Below are 14863 nucleotides of genomic sequence, written 5' to 3'. Positions count from 1 at the left end.
AAGCGCCCGCCCGTCCCCACCACGCCCGCGTCACGAGGAGATTCCGTGGCTACCGATGCAGCGCCGCCCGAAGTCGGCACGCACACCAGCCCCACCCAGCCCACGACCGACCAGTTCGTCCAGACGCAGGAGAGCGCTGAATTCGGCGAACTGCGCCGCGCGCACCGCTCCTTCGCCTTCCCCCTGACCATCGGCTTCGTCGCCTGGTACCTGCTGTACGTCCTGCTGTCCAACTACGCGGGCGGCTTCATGGGCACCAAGGTCGTCGGAAACATCAACATCGCCCTGGCCTTCGGCCTCGCCCAGTTCCTCAGCACCTTCCTCATCGCCTGGCTCTACTCGCGGCGCGCCACCCGCACGCTCGACCCGAAGGCAGCCGTCATCAAGTCCCGTATGGAGGCCGACCTGTGAGCACCGCAGCCCAGCTGGGACAGCTGCCTCTCGCGGCTTCCTCCGACGCCGGCGCACACCGGCCGCTGATCATCACGCTCTTCGCGATCTTCGTGCTCGCGACCCTCGTCATCACGGTATGGGCGGGCCGCCAGACCCGCAGCGCCGCCGACTTCTACGCGGGCGGCCGCCAGTTCTCCGGCTTCCAGAACGGCCTCGCGGTCTCCGGTGACTACATGTCGGCCGCGTCCTTCCTCGGCATCGCGGGCGCCATCGCCCTCTTCGGCTACGACGGCTTCCTCTACTCCATCGGCTTCCTCGTCGCCTGGCTGGTCGCGCTGCTGCTCGTCGCGGAGCCGCTGCGCAACTCGGGCCGGTACACGATGGGCGACGTCCTCGCGTACCGGATGCGGCAGCGCCCCGTCCGTACCGCCGCGGGCGTCTCGACCATCGTCGTCTCGATCTTCTACCTGCTCGCGCAGATGGCGGGCGCCGGCGTACTGGTCTCCCTGCTGCTCGGCATCACCAGCGACGGCGGGAAGATCGCCATCGTCGCGCTGGTCGGCATCCTGATGATCGTGTACGTCACCATCGGCGGAATGAAGGGCACCACCTGGGTCCAGATGGTCAAGGCGGTCCTGCTCATCGCGGGCACCATCCTCATCACCTTCCTGATCCTGTGGAAGTTCCATTTCAACGTCTCCGACCTGCTCGGATCCGCGTCCGAGAACAGCGGCAAGGGATCCGCGTTCCTGGAACCGGGGCTCAAGTACGGCGCTACCGGGACCTCGAAGCTGGACTTCCTCTCGCTCGGTATCGCGCTGGTCCTCGGCACGGCCGGACTTCCGCACATCCTGATCCGCTTCTACACGGTGCCGACCGCCAAGGCCGCCCGTAAGTCGGTCATCTGGGCCATCGGCATCATCGGCGCCTTCTACCTGATGACCATCGTGCTCGGCTTCGGCGCCGCGGCCCTGCTCAAGCCCGGGGAGATCATCGCCTCCAACCCGGCCGGCAACACGGCGGCCCCGCTCGCCGCCCTGGAGATCGGTGGCGGAGGCGACTCGACCGGCGGCGCGATCCTGCTCTCGGTGATCTCGGCCGTGGCCTTCGCCACGATCCTCGCGGTGGTCGCGGGCCTGACCCTGGCGTCCTCGTCGTCGTTCGCGCACGACATCTACGCCAACGTCATCCGCAAGGGCGGCGCCACCGAGAAGGAGGAGATCCGCGCGGCGCGCTGGGCGACCGTCGCCATCGGCATCGTCTCCATCGGGCTCGGCGCGTTCGCCCGCGACCTGAACGTGGCGGGACTCGTCGCGCTCGCCTTCGCCGTCGCGGCCTCGGCGAACCTGCCGACGCTCCTCTACAGCCTGTTCTGGAAGAGGTTCACCACGCAGGGCGCCCTGTGGTCGATCTACGGAGGCCTGGCCTCGTCCGTCCTGCTGGTGCTGTTCTCGCCGGTCGTCTCGGGCAAGCCGACGTCGATGTTCCCCGGTGTCGACTTCCACTTCTTCCCGCTGGAGAACCCGGGGCTGATCTCGATCCCGCTGGGCTTCCTGCTCGGCTGGCTCGGCACGCTCTTCTCCAAGGAGGAGCCGGACAAGGGCAAGTACGCCGAACTGGAGGTCAAGTCCCTCACCGGCACAGGGGCGCACTGACCTGAGCGGTGCAGGACGGCCGCCCTGAGCGGTACAAGACGGCCGCGCCGCAGTGCGGACTGGGGCGCGGCCGCCGTGCGTGCCACTGCCGTCCTGCGGGCGATCCCGCCGCTGCCGGTGTCAGCGGCGGGGCCGGCGCCGGTGGGGTGACGTACGCTCGGAGAGCCGGCGACGCAAGATCCGCTGACACGTCGGCGACCAGGGAGGGGGCCCGGAATGCTGATCGACACCTATGGCCGGATCGCCACCGACCTGCGCGTCTCACTCACCGACCGCTGCAATCTGCGCTGTACGTACTGCATGCCGGAAGAGGGCCTGGAATGGCTCGGCAAGTCCGCGCTGCTGAGCGACGACGAGATCGTCCGGCTGATCCGTATCGCCGTGACCGGCCTCGGCGTCACCGACATCCGCTTCACCGGCGGGGAGCCGCTGCTGCGGCCCGGACTCACCGGGATCGTCGAGCGGTGCGCGGCGCTCGAACCGCGCCCCCGGATGTCGCTGACGACCAACGGCATAGGACTCGGGCGCACGGCCGCCGCGCTCAAGGCGGCTGGACTCGACCGCGTCAATGTCTCGCTCGACACCCTGCGTCCCGAGGTCTTCAAGACGCTCACCCGCCGGGGCCGGCACGCGGACGTACTGGCCGGTCTGGCCGCGGCCCGTGCGTCGGGGCTGACCCCGGTCAAGGTCAACGCCGTCCTGATGCCGGGGCTCAACGGGGACGAGGCGCCCGACCTGCTCGCCTGGGCGGTGGAGAACGACTACGAGCTGCGGTTCATCGAGCAGATGCCGCTCGACGCCCAGCACGGCTGGAAGCGCGACGGGATGATCGCGGCCGGTGACATCCTGGACTCGCTGCGTACGCGTTTCACGCTCACGCCCGAAGGCCGGGAGGCGCGCGGCGCGGCCCCCGCCGAGCGCTGGATCGTGGACGGCGGCCCGCACCGCGTCGGTGTCATCGCCTCCGTCACCCGCCCGTTCTGCGCCGCCTGCGACCGCACCCGGCTGACCGCCGACGGGCAGATACGCTCCTGCCTCTTCGCCACCGAGGAGACGGACCTGCGGGCGGCTTTGCGGTCCGGCGCGCCCGACGAAGAGATCGGCCGCATCTGGCGCCGGGCGATGTGGGGCAAGAAGGCGGGGTCCGGCCTCGACGACCCCGCTTTTCTCCAGCCCGAGCGGCCGATGTCAGCGATCGGCGGCTGAGTCGCGCTGCCATTCCTTCAGCGTGACGACGTCCTTGAGAAAGCCGCGCACGCCGAGGAACGAGGACAGGTGCTCGCGGTGCTCGTCACAGGCGAGCCAGGTCTTGCGGCGCTCAGGGGTGTGCAGCCTGGGGTTGTTCCAGGCGATGACCCACACGGCGGCGGTGCGGCAGCCCTTCGCGGAGCAGACGGGTGCCGCGTCCGGCGAAGCGGGGCGGGCGGAATCGGGATCGTGGGGGAAGTTCACCCGTCAACCCTAGTGCGCCGACCGGACTGCCCTTGCGGCGCCGTCGCTCCCGGAAAACCCCCGGAAGGCCCCCGGAAAGCTCCGGAAAATCCTCACGAAGCCGCCGGAAAATCGTCGGAGAAAGCCGCGGAAAGTCCTGGGACAAGGACGACGCCGGGCAGCCACGGGGGGAGCTGCCCGGCGTCGGTCTGTCGCTCCGACGGGGGATGCGGAGCGCCTACGAAGTATGTCACGGGGGACCGGGTGTCCGGCACCGGAACTTCACGATTGATCTGAGCTTTCCATGAGCTTTGCGGACCACTGGGAAGTTGGTCCGGACCGGGTCGCGACGAAGGTGTGCGGCGGCTCCGGCCGGTTCACGGGGAACCGCCCGTCAGGGCCGCTCGCGCGAGGGCCCCGGCCGTTCATCGTCCGGCGCGTCCGTCCCGGGTTCCGTTACGACGGCTCCCGACGGCGGCGCGAGCGCGGGGCGGCTCGGCGCGGGGACGAACGTCGACGGCAGCGAAGGCGCGTTCTCCCGGCCCGCGTTGGCGATCACGACGGCCACGTACGGCAGGAGCAGCCCCAGGGCCAGTGTCCCGATCGCCACGATCCGCTCGATGTTCCAGAGGATGACGGTCAGGAGAACCGACACCGTCCGGATCAGCATCGAGATCACATAGCGCCGCTGCCGGCCGCGCACATCGTCCGTGAGCCCCTGCCTGGCCCCCGTGATACGGAAGACCTCGGCGTCGTTCCGCTTCCGCTTCACGCCTCACCACCCCGAACGACCGCACCGGACCCACCGGACAGGACCCACGACCTGACGGGCCTTACGGTACGCCGGGCCTCGGCCCGCCACGAGAGCGGGGCACACCCAATCCGGACGTATATGTCTCGTCCCGCCCCGTACGGAGCCGTCCGGCATGCGGCGTACGGAAGGTCGCCACAGACTGGGGCCGACGTGCGCGTGCCGTGCCCATGAGGAGGCGACCTTGAACTGGCTGTGGGTAATCATCGTGGGTCTGGTGCTGGGAACGCTGGCCAGGGCGATCATCCCGGGCAGGCAGCGGATTCCCCTGTGGCTGACGGTCGTGCTGGGCATCGTGGGCAGCGTTCTCGGCAACGCGGTCGCCGGCTGGTTCGGCGTGGCCCATACCCGGGGCATCGACTGGACCCGCCATGTTCTTCAGCTGCTCGGCGCCATTCTCGTGGTCTTCGTCGGCGACATGATCTGGAGTGCGGTCCGCGGCCGCAGGAGAAGACACCGGATCTGACACAGCCGCCCCGCAGCCGCCCCCACGCGGAAGCCCCCGCAGCCGCCCGCCCCCACGCCGCAGCCCCGCGGCAGCACGCGTACGGATGCCCCGCGGGAGCACCCGTACGAAGGCCCCCGCGCGGAAACGCCCGGACGCACCCGCCTGAGCGGATCCGTCCGGGCGTCTCCCGGCGCGGCGGCGGATCAGCCCGCCGTGACCTCGATCGCGGCCAGGTTCTTCTTGCCCCTGCGCAGCACCAGCCAGCGGCCGTGCAGCAGCTCCGTACGGCCGGGCACGGTCTCCGGGTCGGTGACCTTGACGTTGTTCACGTACGCCCCGCCCTCGTTGACGTTCCTGCGCGCCGCCGACTTGCTCGGCGCCAGGCCCGCCTCCGTGAAGAGGTCCACCACGGAACGCAGCTCACCGACTTCGGCGCGCGGCACCTCGGAGAGCGCCGCGCTCAGCGTCGCCTCGTCAAGACCCGTCAGCTCGCCCTGGCCGAACAGCGCCCGTGAGGCCGCGACGACCGCCTCGCACTGCGCGGCGCCGTGGACCAGCGTCGTCAGCTCCTCCGCCAGCGCGCGCTGGGCCGCGCGGGCCTGCGGTCGCTCCGCGGTGGCCTGCTCCAGCTCCTCCAGCTCCGTACGGCTCCTGAAGCTGAGGATGCGGCTGTACGCGGAGATGTCCCGGTCGTCCACGTTCAGCCAGAACTGGTAGAACGCGTACGGCGTCGTCATCTCCGGGTCCAGCCAGACCGCGCCGCCCTCGGTCTTGCCGAACTTCGTCCCGTCCGCCTTCGTCATCAGCGGCGTGGCCAGCGCGTGCACGGTGGCGCCCGGCTCCAGGCGGTGGATCAGGTCCAGCCCGGCGGTGAGGTTGCCCCACTGGTCGCTGCCGCCCTGCTGGAGGACACAGCCGTAGCGCCGGTACAGCTCGAGGAAGTCCATGCTCTGGAGCAGCTGGTAGCTGAACTCGGTGTAGCTGATGCCCTCGTCGGACTCCAGCCGCCGGGAGATCGACTCCTTCGCGAGCATCTTGTTGACCCGGAAGTGCTTGCCGATGTCCCGCAGGAACTCGATCGCGGACAGACCCGCCGTCCAGTCGAGGTTGTTCACCATCGTCGCCGCGTTGGCGCCCTCGAAGGACAGGAACGGCTCGATCTGGGACCGCAGCCGCGTCACCCACGCCCCGACCGTCTCCGGGTCGTTGAGCGTGCGCTCCGCCGTGGGCCGCGGGTCACCGATCTGCCCGGTGGCCCCGCCCACCAGCGCCAGCGGCCGGTGCCCGGCCTGCTGGAGCCGGCGTACGGTCAGCACCTGCACGAGGTGACCCACGTGCAGGCTGGCGGCGGTCGGGTCGAAGCCGCAATAGAACGTGACGGGACCGTCCGCGAGCGCCTTGCGCAAAGCGTCCTCGTCAGTGGACTGGGCGAACAGCCCTCGCCACTTCAGCTCGTCGACGATGTCCGTCACGTCCGGGTCTCTCCTCGGTCGGTGTGTGGATGCTTTCCGTCAGTCTATGGGGGTCATACGCCCTGGCTGACCGAGCTCATGTGGTAGTCGGGGATCCGCAGGACGGGCATCGCGGCCCGGGTGAAGTAGTCGCCCCACTCGCGCGGCAGGGTCTGCTCCGTACGGCCCGCCTCCGAGGCCCGCGACAGCAGACCGACGGGCGACTCGTTGAAGCGGAAGTTGTTCACCTCACCGACCACCTCGCCGTTCTCCACGAGATAGACGCCGTCCCTGGTCAGCCCCGTCAGCAGCAGCGACGCCGGATCTACCTCGCGGATGTACCAGAGCGACGTCAGCAGCAGACCGCGCTCGGTGGCCGCCACCATCTCCTCCAGCGAACGGGAGCCCCCGCCGTCCAGCACCAGATTGCCGATGCCGGGCGCGACCGGCAGACCGGTCAGCGCCGCGCTGTGCCGGGTGGTGACCAGCCGCTCCAGCGTGCCGTCCCGCAGCCACTCCGTCCTCGCCAGCGGCAGGCCGTTGTCGAAGACGGACGCGTCGTCGCCCGAGGAGCGCGCGATCACGAACGGCGCCGACTCCAGGCCCGGTTCCGCCGGATCGCTGCGCAGCGTCAGCGGCAGCCGCGCCAGCTTCTCGCCGACGCGCGTGCCGCCACCGGGGCGGGAGAAGACCGTACGGCCCTCCGCCGCGTCCCGGGCCGCCGAGGACCACAACTGGTAGATCAGCAGGTCGGCCACGGCCGTCGGCGGCAGCAGCGTCTCGTACCGGCCGGCCGGCAGCTCGATCCTGCGCTCGGCCCACGCGAGCCGCCGCGCCAGCTCCGCGTCGAGAGCCGCCGGGTCCACGTCCTTGAAGTCGCGCGTGGCCTGCCCGTACCACGCGGAGCGGGTGCGGTCCGGGGACTTGGCGTTCAGCTCCAGTGTGCCGTTCGGCTGGTCGTGGCGCAGCCGTACGCCCGTCGACGTGCCGAGATACGTCGAGGTCATCTCGTGGTGGGCGAAACCGTACAGCTCACGGCCGCCGGCCCGGGCGCGCGCGAAGGACTCGCCCAGGGCCGGCGCGAAGTCACCGAACACGGCGGAACCGGTCTCCAGCGGCGCGTCCGTGAAGTCGCCGGACGCGTGCCCGGCCGCCACCAGCGGCTGCGCGTCCTCGGCCGGACCCGCGCCCCGCGCGGCCGCCTCGGCCTCCCGTACCAGCGGCTCCAGATCGCCGGGCGTGACGGCCGAGCGCGACATGACCCCGGAGGCCGTGCCCTGCGCGCCGTCTACCGTCGCGATGACGGTGAGCGTCCGGCCGCGCGTCACACCGTTGGTGGTGAGCGCGTTACCGGCCCAGCGCAGATTGGCGGAGGAGTGCTCGTCGGCGATGACCACACAGCCGTCGGCGGTGGACAGTTCCAGCGCGCGCTCGACGATCTCGTGCGGCCTGGCGGTGCGTCCGCCCGTGATCCTCGTCATCGTCCGGCCTCCTGCGTCGTGTTGAGGATGTTCACTCCGCGGAACAGCGCGGACGGGCAGCCGTGGGAGACCGCCGCGATCTGGCCGGGCTGCGCCTTGCCACAGTTGAAGGCGCCGCCGAGCACATACGTCTGAGGACCGCCGACCGCCTCCATGGAGCCCCAGAAGTCGGTGGTCGTCGCCTGGTACGCGACATCGCGCAGCTGACCCGCCAGCCTGCCGTTCTCGATCCGGAAGAACCGCTGGCCGGTGAACTGGAAGTTGTAGCGCTGCATGTCGATCGACCACGACCGGTCGCCGACCACATAGATCCCGCGCTCCACTCCGCCGATCAGATCGTCCGTCGTGAGCCCGCCGGGATCGGGCCGCAGTGACACGTTCGCCATCCGCTGCACGGGCACACGGCCCGGCGAGTCCGCGTAGGCGCAGCCGTTGGAGCGGCCGAGGCCGGTCAGCTTCGCGATCCTGCGGTCCAGCTGGTAGCCGACGAGCGTGCCGTCCCTGACGAGGTCCCACGACTGGGCCTCGACGCCCTCGTCGTCGTACCCGATCGTGGCGAGGCCGTGCTCCGCCGTCCTGTCACCCGTCACGTTCATCACCGACGAGCCGTACGCCAGCTTCCCCAGCTGGTCGAAGGTCGCGAACGACGTGCCCGCGTACGCCGCCTCGTACCCCAGAGCGCGGTCCAGCTCGGTGGCGTGGCCGATCGACTCGTGGATCGTCAGCCAGAGGTTGGACGGGTCGACCACCAGGTCGTACGTTCCCGCCTCGACGCCCGGCGCGCGCATCTTCTCCGCGAGCAGGCCGGGGATGCGCTCCAGCTCGGAGTCCCAGTCCCAGCCGGTGCCCGTCAGGTACTCCCAGCCACGCCCGGCCGGCGGCGCGAGCGTGCGCATCGAGTCGAACTCGCCGGACGCCGCGTCCACGGCGACAGCGGTCAGCTGCGGATGCAGCCTGACCCGCTGCTGAGTGGTGACGGTGCCCGCGGTGTCCGCGTAGAACTTGTTCTCGTGAACGGTGTGCAGCGAGGCGTCCGCGTGCGCCACCCCGTCCGCGCGCAGCAGCCGCGCGCTCCAGTCGGCGAGCAGCCCGCTCTTCTCCTCGTCGGGCACCGTGAACGGGTCGATCTCGTACGCCGACACCCAGGTCTTCTCCGCGTGCACCGGCTCCGCCGCCAGCTCCACCCGCTCGTCGGACCCGGCCGCCGCGATGACCTTCGCGGACAGCCTGGCCATGGCCACCGCCTGGCCCGCCACCCGCGCCGCCGCGTCCATCGTCAGATCGACACCGGACGCGAACCCCCACGACCCGCCGTGCACGACCCGGACCGCGTACCCGAGATCCGTACTGTCCGAAGAGCCCGCGGGCTTGGCGTCCCGCAGCCGCAGGGACGCGTCGCGCACCCGCTCCAGCCGGAAGTCGGCGTGGTCGGCGCCGAGCGCGCGGGCCCTGGCGAGCGCCGCGTCGGCGAGCGCCCGCAGCGGCAGTGCCAGAAATGACTGATCCACCTCATGGGGCACGTCGGCCTCCCCTTCTCACACCCTGTTCACCCTGCCTGCACATGCGATCGCAGTGAATCATGCGCGGTGGACGCCCCGGGGGCGTCATGATTTACCGTCGACGCCCCGAACGGTTCTGTAGGGACCCGACAGGGACCGTACCGAGGCGCTGTCAGAGGCCGATTCCCCACGAACGCGGCCGTACCTATAGGTTTTCAGAGGCCTCCGGAGGTATCCAGAGGTGCCAGACCGCTGAGGAAAGGGTGATCCGTTGAGCCGCTCGGTTCTCGTCACCGGAGGAAACCGGGGCATCGGCCTCGCCATCGCCCGCGCGTTCGCCGAGGACGGCGACAAGGTCGCCGTCACCTACCGCTCGGGGGAGCCGCCGGAGGAACTCGCCAAGCTGGGCTGCCTGGCGGTCCGCTGCGACATCACCGACAGCGAACAGGTGGAGCAGGCCTACAAGGAGATCGAGGAGAAGCACGGTCCCGTGGAGGTGCTGGTGGCCAACGCCGGCGTCACCAAGGACCAGTTGCTGATGCGGATGTCGGAAGAGGACTTCACGTCCGTCCTCGACACCAACCTCACCGGCACCTTCCGTGTGGTCAAGCGTGCCAACCGCGGCATGCTGCGCGCCAGGAAGGGCCGCGTCGTCCTCATCTCGTCCGTCGTCGGGCTGCTCGGCTCCGCGGGGCAGGCGAACTACGCCGCGTCGAAGGCCGGACTCGTCGGGTTCGCGCGCTCCCTCGCCCGTGAGCTGGGTTCACGCAACCTCACCTTCAACGTTGTCGCACCCGGCTTTGTCGACACCGACATGACCAAGGTGCTCAGCGACGAGCAGCGCGCGGGGATCGTCTCGCAGGTGCCGCTCGGCCGCTACGCGAAGCCGGAGGAGATCGCCGCGACGGTGCGGTTCCTCGCCTCCGAGGACGCCTCATACATCACTGGAGCCGTCATTCCCGTTGACGGCGGATTGGGCATGGGTCACTGATCACATGAGCGGAATTCTCGAGGGCAAGCGCATCCTCATCACGGGTGTGCTGATGGAGTCCTCCATCGCGTTCCAGGCCGCCAAGGTGGCCCAGGAGCAGGGTGCCGAAGTCATCCTGACCGCCTTCCCCCGCCCCACGCTGACCGAGCGCATCGCCAAGAAGCTGCCCAAGCCCGCCAAGGTCATCGAGCTGGACGTGACCAGCACCGAGCACCTGAACCGGCTCGAAGAACTGGTACGTGAGGAGCTGGGCAGCCTCGACGGCGTCGTCCACTCCATCGGCTTCGCGCCGCAGGACGCGCTCGGCGGGAACTTCCTCAACACCCCGTTCGAGTCGGTCGCCACGGCGATGCACGTGTCGGCGTTCTCGCTGAAGTCGCTCACCATGGCCTGCCTGCCGCTGATGAGCGAGGGCGGCTCGGTCGTCGGCCTCACCTTCGACGCGCAGTTCGCCTGGCCGCAGTACGACTGGATGGGCCCGGCCAAGGCCGCGCTGGAGGCCACGTCCCGCTACCTCGCCCGTGACCTGGGCAAGCAGAACATCCGCTGCAACCTGATCTCGGCAGGACCGATCGGCTCGATGGCCGCCAAGTCCATCCCCGGCTTCTCGGACCTGGCCCAGGTGTGGGACAACCGCTCCCCGCTGGAGTGGGACATGGCCGACCCGGAGCCGGCCGGCCTCGGTGTCGTCGCGCTTCTCTCGGACTTCTTCCCGAAGACCACCGGCGAGATCGTGCACGTCGACGGCGGCGTGCACATGATGGGCGCCTGAACCCCGCGTACGCGGAGAAGCCGCGTCATCGTCTCCTGGACGATGGCGCGGCTTTTTCGTTCCCGCGGACGTCACCGTGCCCGGCGACGTCACCGTACGTGTTCGTCCGAGTCGAAAAGCGCGGCGATCCCCCGCACACTGAACTCACCGGAGCATTCCGGTCACCACGGGGGAGGAGGTGTGGGTATGCGCACGCTGCGCCGCCGTGCGGCAGCGCTCCTGGCGACCGCGCTGATCACGACGAGCCTCGCGGCCACCTGGGAGGTACGGTCCACCACTCCGGCGTCCGCGTCGGGGCGCGCGGTGGGCGACGACAACAGCGATCACACCGACCGCCGCTTCCTGGCCTCCTGCCGCGTGAAGATCAAGCGCTCGCACGCCACCGCCTTCTGCCACAACCCGTATCCCGTGACCGACCGGGTCGCGCTGCACATCGAGTGCGCGCGCTGGTGGGACGTCGACGCCGACACCGCGCCCGTCGAGGTCCCGCCCGCCGGATACGTCGAACTCACCGACCGGTGCTGGATGGAGATCCACTCCGCGTGGGTCGGCCACGATCCGCTCAGGCCCGTTCGACCAGGCAATTGAGGGCATGGCCCGCGGCCTCGGCCCCCGCGGTTCCGGCGTCGCCCTCCCGGATCGCCGCCACCAGCCTCGCGTGGTCCATGTGGTCCTCGGGCCGCAGCTCATGGCCGACGTCGTCGCGGAGCCTGTCGATCAGCAGACCGCCGAGGTCCGCGTAGAGCGCGGTCAGGACGTCGTTGTGCGAGGCCGACACCACCGCGAGATGCAGGGCCGCGTCCGCCGCGACGAACAGGTCCGCGCTGCCGGTGGCCCACGCCTCCTCACGCCGCGCGAGCAGCGCTTCCAGCTGCCGCAGATCCCGCTCCGTACGGCGCTCCGCCGCCATCCTGGCCGCCGAGGACTCCAGCGTGGAGCGCACCTCCGCGATGTCCCGGTCGGCGGCGCCCGCGAACCTGCGGTGCATCACGCCGGCCAGCTCGCTCGTCGCGACGACGTACGTGCCCGATCCCTGCCGGATGTCCAGCAGCCCGTTGTGTGCGAGCGCGCGCACCGCCTCGCGCACGGTGTTCCGGGCCACGCCCAGCTGCTCGACCAGCTCGGGTTCCGTGGGGATACGCGAACCGACCGCCCATTCGCCGGACGTGATCTGGTTCCGCAGCTCGGTGATCACCTGATCGGAGAGCGCGGAACGCCGGGGTGAGGACAGCGCCATGATGGCTCCTGGAAGAACAGAAAGGGGCGAGGGAGGGCGAGAACAGAGAAGAGCGGGGCGGAAGAGGGTGTGGAACGGAAAGAACCGACGACGATTGGACAACCAATCATCCCATGATTCTATGATGATGCTATGTCCGACGAGACCCAGATCCTGAGCCAGGCCGCCGACACCGAGCCGATACCCGCCGATTCTCCGGCGCCGCGCCGCTCGGTGTGGCTCACCCGGTTCCTCGTCGCGGGGCTCGTCCTCGCCGCCCTCAACCTCCGCCCCGCCATCACCAGCCTCGGCGCCCTGCTCGAAGAGGTACGCGGCGGCCTCCACATGAGCGGCAGCGTCGCCGGGGTCCTCACCTCCGTCCCGCCGTTCTGCTTCGCCCTCTTCGGCTACGCGGCGCCCCGGCTGGCCCGGCGCTTCGGCCCCGGCGCCATCGTCTTCGCGGGCATGCTCGCCATCACGGCCGGGCTGCTGATCCGGCCCTTCATGAACGGCACCGTCGGCTTCCTGGCCGCGAGCGCGCTCGCGCTCGCGGGCATCGCCGTCAGCAACGTACTGATGCCGGTGATCGTCAAGCGTTACTTCCCCGACCGCGTCGGCACCATGACCGGCCTCTACTCCATGGCTCTGGCCCTCGGCACCGCCGCCGCGGCCGCGGTGACCGTCCCCATGACCGAGGCGCTGGGCGGCAGTTGGCGGACGGGCCTCGGCGTCTGGGCGGTGCTCGCCGCCGTCGCCGTACTTCCGTGGCTCGGACTCGTACGCGACCGCAGCGGAGCGGACGAACGGACGCCGCAGACGTCCGCCGTCACCGCGGCCCCGGCCGTCTCCGCGGCCCCCGCGCGTGGTCTCATCCGCAACGGCACCGCCTGGGCACTCGCCTGTTTCTTCGGCCTCCAGGCCACCGGCGCCTACATCACCATGGGCTGGATGCCCCAGAGGTTCCGTGACGCGGGGATCTCCGCCGGCACCGCGGGACTGCTGCTCGCCGTGACCATGGTGATGGGCGTACCGCTGGCCTTCGTCATCCCGCGGGTCGCCACCCGCATGAAGACGCAGGGGCCGATCGCCCTCGTGCTCGCGCTGTGCGGACTGGTCGCCATCGGCGGCCTGTACGCCGCACCCGCCGGCGGCGCCTGGATCTGGGCCGTCCTGCTCGGCATCTCCAACTGCGCGTTCCCGCTGGCCCTCACCATGATCAGCCTGCGGTCGAGCACCGGCGCGGGCGTCGCACGCCTCTCCGCCTTCGCCCAGAGCACCGGCTACCTGATCTCGATCCCGGGACCCCTGCTGGTCGGCGTGCTCTACCAGCACAGCGGCGGCTGGGGACTGCCGCTCGCGTTCATGGCCGCGCTGCTGGTGCCGCAGACGGTCGCGGGCATCATCGCGGGACGGGACCGGACGATCGAGGACGCGCCGGAGATGCGAAACTGAGCGCATGCCAGTCCTTGAACCGAATCCCCAGAACGGCCAGCAGAAGCTGCTCATCGTGTTCGGCACGATCATCGGCATCCTGGTGATCATCAGCATCATCGCCTCCCTCGCCAGTCCGTAATTCTTGGGGCTCGGTTCGCCTCCGGGGCGCTTCGTGCCGGCGCCGACAGCCGACCGTGCTCGGCCGCTCGTTCCTCACGGCCTCCGCGCGCTCTCCTTTTCGGCGCCGACGCGCCCCTTCGGCTCACTCGCCGGGGGGTGCGGAGGTGGAGGGCGGTGACTCACGCGTGATTGTGGGGACGGTCCGTCCCTGCCCTTAGGGGGTTCACCTCAGGGTTACGTGGGTGGGTTACCGGATGGGAACGGCGAACGGAGATCACTAAGTTTGAGGCACACCGAACCTCAGACCCACGGAGGCGGCCATGGCGGCCCCAGCGCGTACCCGGTTCCACCCGCAGTCCAGCGGCCGTGCCGAGGTCCGGTTGCCGTGGTGGGCCGTCGTGCTGCCCTCACTCGCCTTCGCCGCGCTGCTCCTGCTCGTCGTACATCCTTCCCGCGCTCACGCCGCGACGGGAGGCCCCGGCGTCGGCCGGATAGCCGAGCAGGTTCAGCGGACTCTGGCCAGGTGAGGGCCCTCCTTCCGGACCAGCGCCGCGACCGGCGGCTTTGCCGGGGCCGGACGTCGGAGAAGACCGCCAACCCCCTGCGCCCGATGCCGCGTTTCATGCGAAGCTGGAACGTATGAGCGTCGATACACCCCGCAGGATCGCCCTACTCCGGCATGCGAAGGCCGACTGGCCCGAGGTGTCCGACCACGAGCGGCCGCTCGCCGATCGAGGCCGTATGGATGCCCCCGTGGCCGGCCGCCGGCTCGCCGAGACCGGTATCGCCTTTGACCTGGCTCTCTGCTCCACCTCGGCCAGAACCCGCGAAACCTGGAAACTGGCCGTGCACGAGCTGCCGACCCGCCCCAGGACCGTCTACGAGGAGCGGCTTTACGACGCCTCCCTCGGCGACCTTCTCGCGCTGATCAACGAGACGCCCGACGAGGTGAACGATCTTCTCCTCATCGGCCACAACCCCGGTATGCACACGCTCGCCGACGCCCTCTCCGGTGCGGCGGAAGGTGACGCGCTGGCCCGCATGACGCAGGGCGGATTCCCCACCGCCGCGTTCGCGATCGTCGGCTTCGAAGGCGGCTGGAAGTCGGTGGAGCACAAGGTGGGCAGGCTCGTCGACTACTGGGCGCCGCACGACTGACCC

Annotated in this window: 17 protein-coding genes; 11 read left to right on the top strand and 6 right to left on the bottom strand. The window is 70.2% G+C overall.

All coding sequences use genetic code 11. The features are described 5' to 3' along the window. Positions 1–45: 45 nt before the first annotated feature. From ACIP6N_RS04035 to moaA, 3 genes are all read left to right on the top strand, one after another. Positions 46–411, top strand: a complete 366-nt coding sequence (locus ACIP6N_RS04035; RefSeq protein WP_401812704.1) for a DUF485 domain-containing protein — start codon at positions 46–48, stop codon at positions 409–411. Further along, positions 408–2048, top strand: coding sequence for a cation acetate symporter (locus tag ACIP6N_RS04030; RefSeq protein WP_401812703.1), 1641 nt, complete (start codon positions 408–410; stop codon positions 2046–2048). The genes ACIP6N_RS04035 and ACIP6N_RS04030 overlap by 4 nt, the downstream gene beginning before the upstream one ends. A gap of 216 nt (positions 2049–2264) precedes the next feature. Beyond that, entirely contained in the window at positions 2265–3254 is a 990-nt protein-coding gene (gene moaA / locus ACIP6N_RS04025) for a GTP 3',8-cyclase MoaA (RefSeq protein ID WP_401812701.1), read from the top strand. Here moaA and ACIP6N_RS04020 read toward each other — a convergent pair. Continuing rightward, positions 3237–3500, bottom strand: a complete 264-nt coding sequence (locus ACIP6N_RS04020) for a hypothetical protein (RefSeq protein ID WP_401812700.1) — start codon at positions 3498–3500, stop codon at positions 3237–3239. The genes moaA and ACIP6N_RS04020 overlap by 18 nt on opposite strands. Before the next feature lie 373 nt (positions 3501–3873). Next, a complete protein-coding gene (locus ACIP6N_RS04015) occupies positions 3874–4251 on the bottom strand; it encodes a DUF3099 domain-containing protein (protein ID WP_401812698.1) in 378 nt (125 codons plus the stop codon). A 223-nt stretch (positions 4252–4474) separates the two neighbouring features. On the opposite strand from ACIP6N_RS04015, the gene ACIP6N_RS04010 reads away from it, so the two are divergent. Continuing rightward, on the top strand, positions 4475–4756 hold the full coding sequence (locus ACIP6N_RS04010) for a GlsB/YeaQ/YmgE family stress response membrane protein (protein ID WP_401812696.1): 282 nt from the start codon (positions 4475–4477) through the stop codon (positions 4754–4756). A gap of 185 nt (positions 4757–4941) precedes the next feature. Here the strand turns inward: ACIP6N_RS04010 and tyrS are convergent, their stop codons facing one another. The 3 genes from tyrS to ACIP6N_RS03995 are packed head-to-tail and all read right to left on the bottom strand — an operon-like array spanning position 4942 to position 9190. Then, positions 4942–6210 (bottom strand): tyrosine--tRNA ligase, encoded by a 1269-nt coding sequence (gene tyrS, locus ACIP6N_RS04005; RefSeq protein WP_401812695.1) that lies wholly within the window; start codon positions 6208–6210, stop codon positions 4942–4944. Positions 6211–6263: 53 nt separating this feature from the next. Then, the gene (locus tag ACIP6N_RS04000) at positions 6264–7670 is read right to left on the bottom strand and encodes a metallopeptidase TldD-related protein (protein WP_401812693.1); all 1407 of its coding nucleotides are present in this window, start codon (positions 7668–7670) and stop codon (positions 6264–6266) included. Continuing rightward, positions 7667–9190: a TldD/PmbA family protein gene (locus ACIP6N_RS03995; protein ID WP_401812691.1), complete on the bottom strand. Its 1524-nt coding sequence runs from the start codon at positions 9188–9190 to the stop codon at positions 7667–7669. Before ACIP6N_RS03995 ends, ACIP6N_RS04000 begins: the two co-directional genes overlap by 4 nt. A gap of 250 nt (positions 9191–9440) precedes the next feature. On the opposite strand from ACIP6N_RS03995, the gene fabG reads away from it, so the two are divergent. From fabG to ACIP6N_RS03980, 3 genes are all read left to right on the top strand, one after another. Then, positions 9441–10160 carry a 3-oxoacyl-[acyl-carrier-protein] reductase gene (gene fabG, locus ACIP6N_RS03990; protein ID WP_401812689.1) on the top strand — a complete coding sequence of 240 codons (720 nt, stop codon included), beginning with the start codon at positions 9441–9443 and terminating at the stop codon, positions 10158–10160. Positions 10161–10164: 4 nt separating this feature from the next. Next, positions 10165–10932: an enoyl-ACP reductase FabI gene (gene fabI, locus ACIP6N_RS03985; protein WP_401812687.1), complete on the top strand. Its 768-nt coding sequence runs from the start codon at positions 10165–10167 to the stop codon at positions 10930–10932. Positions 10933–11118: 186 nt separating this feature from the next. Then, entirely contained in the window at positions 11119–11520 is a 402-nt protein-coding gene (locus ACIP6N_RS03980; protein WP_401812686.1) for a hypothetical protein, read from the top strand. On the opposite strand, the gene ACIP6N_RS03975 is transcribed toward ACIP6N_RS03980, so the two are convergent. Next, positions 11495–12169 carry a FadR/GntR family transcriptional regulator gene (locus tag ACIP6N_RS03975; protein WP_401812685.1) on the bottom strand — a complete coding sequence of 225 codons (675 nt, stop codon included), beginning with the start codon at positions 12167–12169 and terminating at the stop codon, positions 11495–11497. The two genes, ACIP6N_RS03980 and ACIP6N_RS03975, sit on opposite strands and share 26 nt — an antisense overlap. 132 nt (positions 12170–12301) lie before the next feature. Between ACIP6N_RS03975 and ACIP6N_RS03970 the strand changes: the two genes are divergently transcribed. From ACIP6N_RS03970 to ACIP6N_RS03955, 4 genes are all read left to right on the top strand, one after another. Beyond that, positions 12302–13600: a CynX/NimT family MFS transporter gene (locus ACIP6N_RS03970; protein WP_401812684.1), complete on the top strand. Its 1299-nt coding sequence runs from the start codon at positions 12302–12304 to the stop codon at positions 13598–13600. Between the two features lie 4 nt (positions 13601–13604). Next, positions 13605–13721, top strand: coding sequence for an SGM_5486 family transporter-associated protein (locus tag ACIP6N_RS03965; protein ID WP_401812682.1), 117 nt, complete (start codon positions 13605–13607; stop codon positions 13719–13721). Positions 13722–14022: 301 nt separating this feature from the next. Then, complete coding sequence (locus ACIP6N_RS03960; protein ID WP_401812680.1) at positions 14023–14229, top strand: hypothetical protein; 207 nt, start codon at positions 14023–14025, stop codon at positions 14227–14229. Positions 14230–14341: 112 nt separating this feature from the next. Then, positions 14342–14860 (top strand): SixA phosphatase family protein, encoded by a 519-nt coding sequence (locus tag ACIP6N_RS03955; protein ID WP_401812679.1) that lies wholly within the window; start codon positions 14342–14344, stop codon positions 14858–14860. Positions 14861–14863 lie beyond the last annotated feature (3 nt).

The organism is Streptomyces sp. NPDC088725 (assembly GCF_044751305.1).
GTDB lineage: Bacteria > Actinomycetota > Actinomycetes > Streptomycetales > Streptomycetaceae > Streptomyces.
Note: the sequence above shows the minus strand (reverse complement) of the source record. Positions and strands in the feature narration are given on the sequence as shown.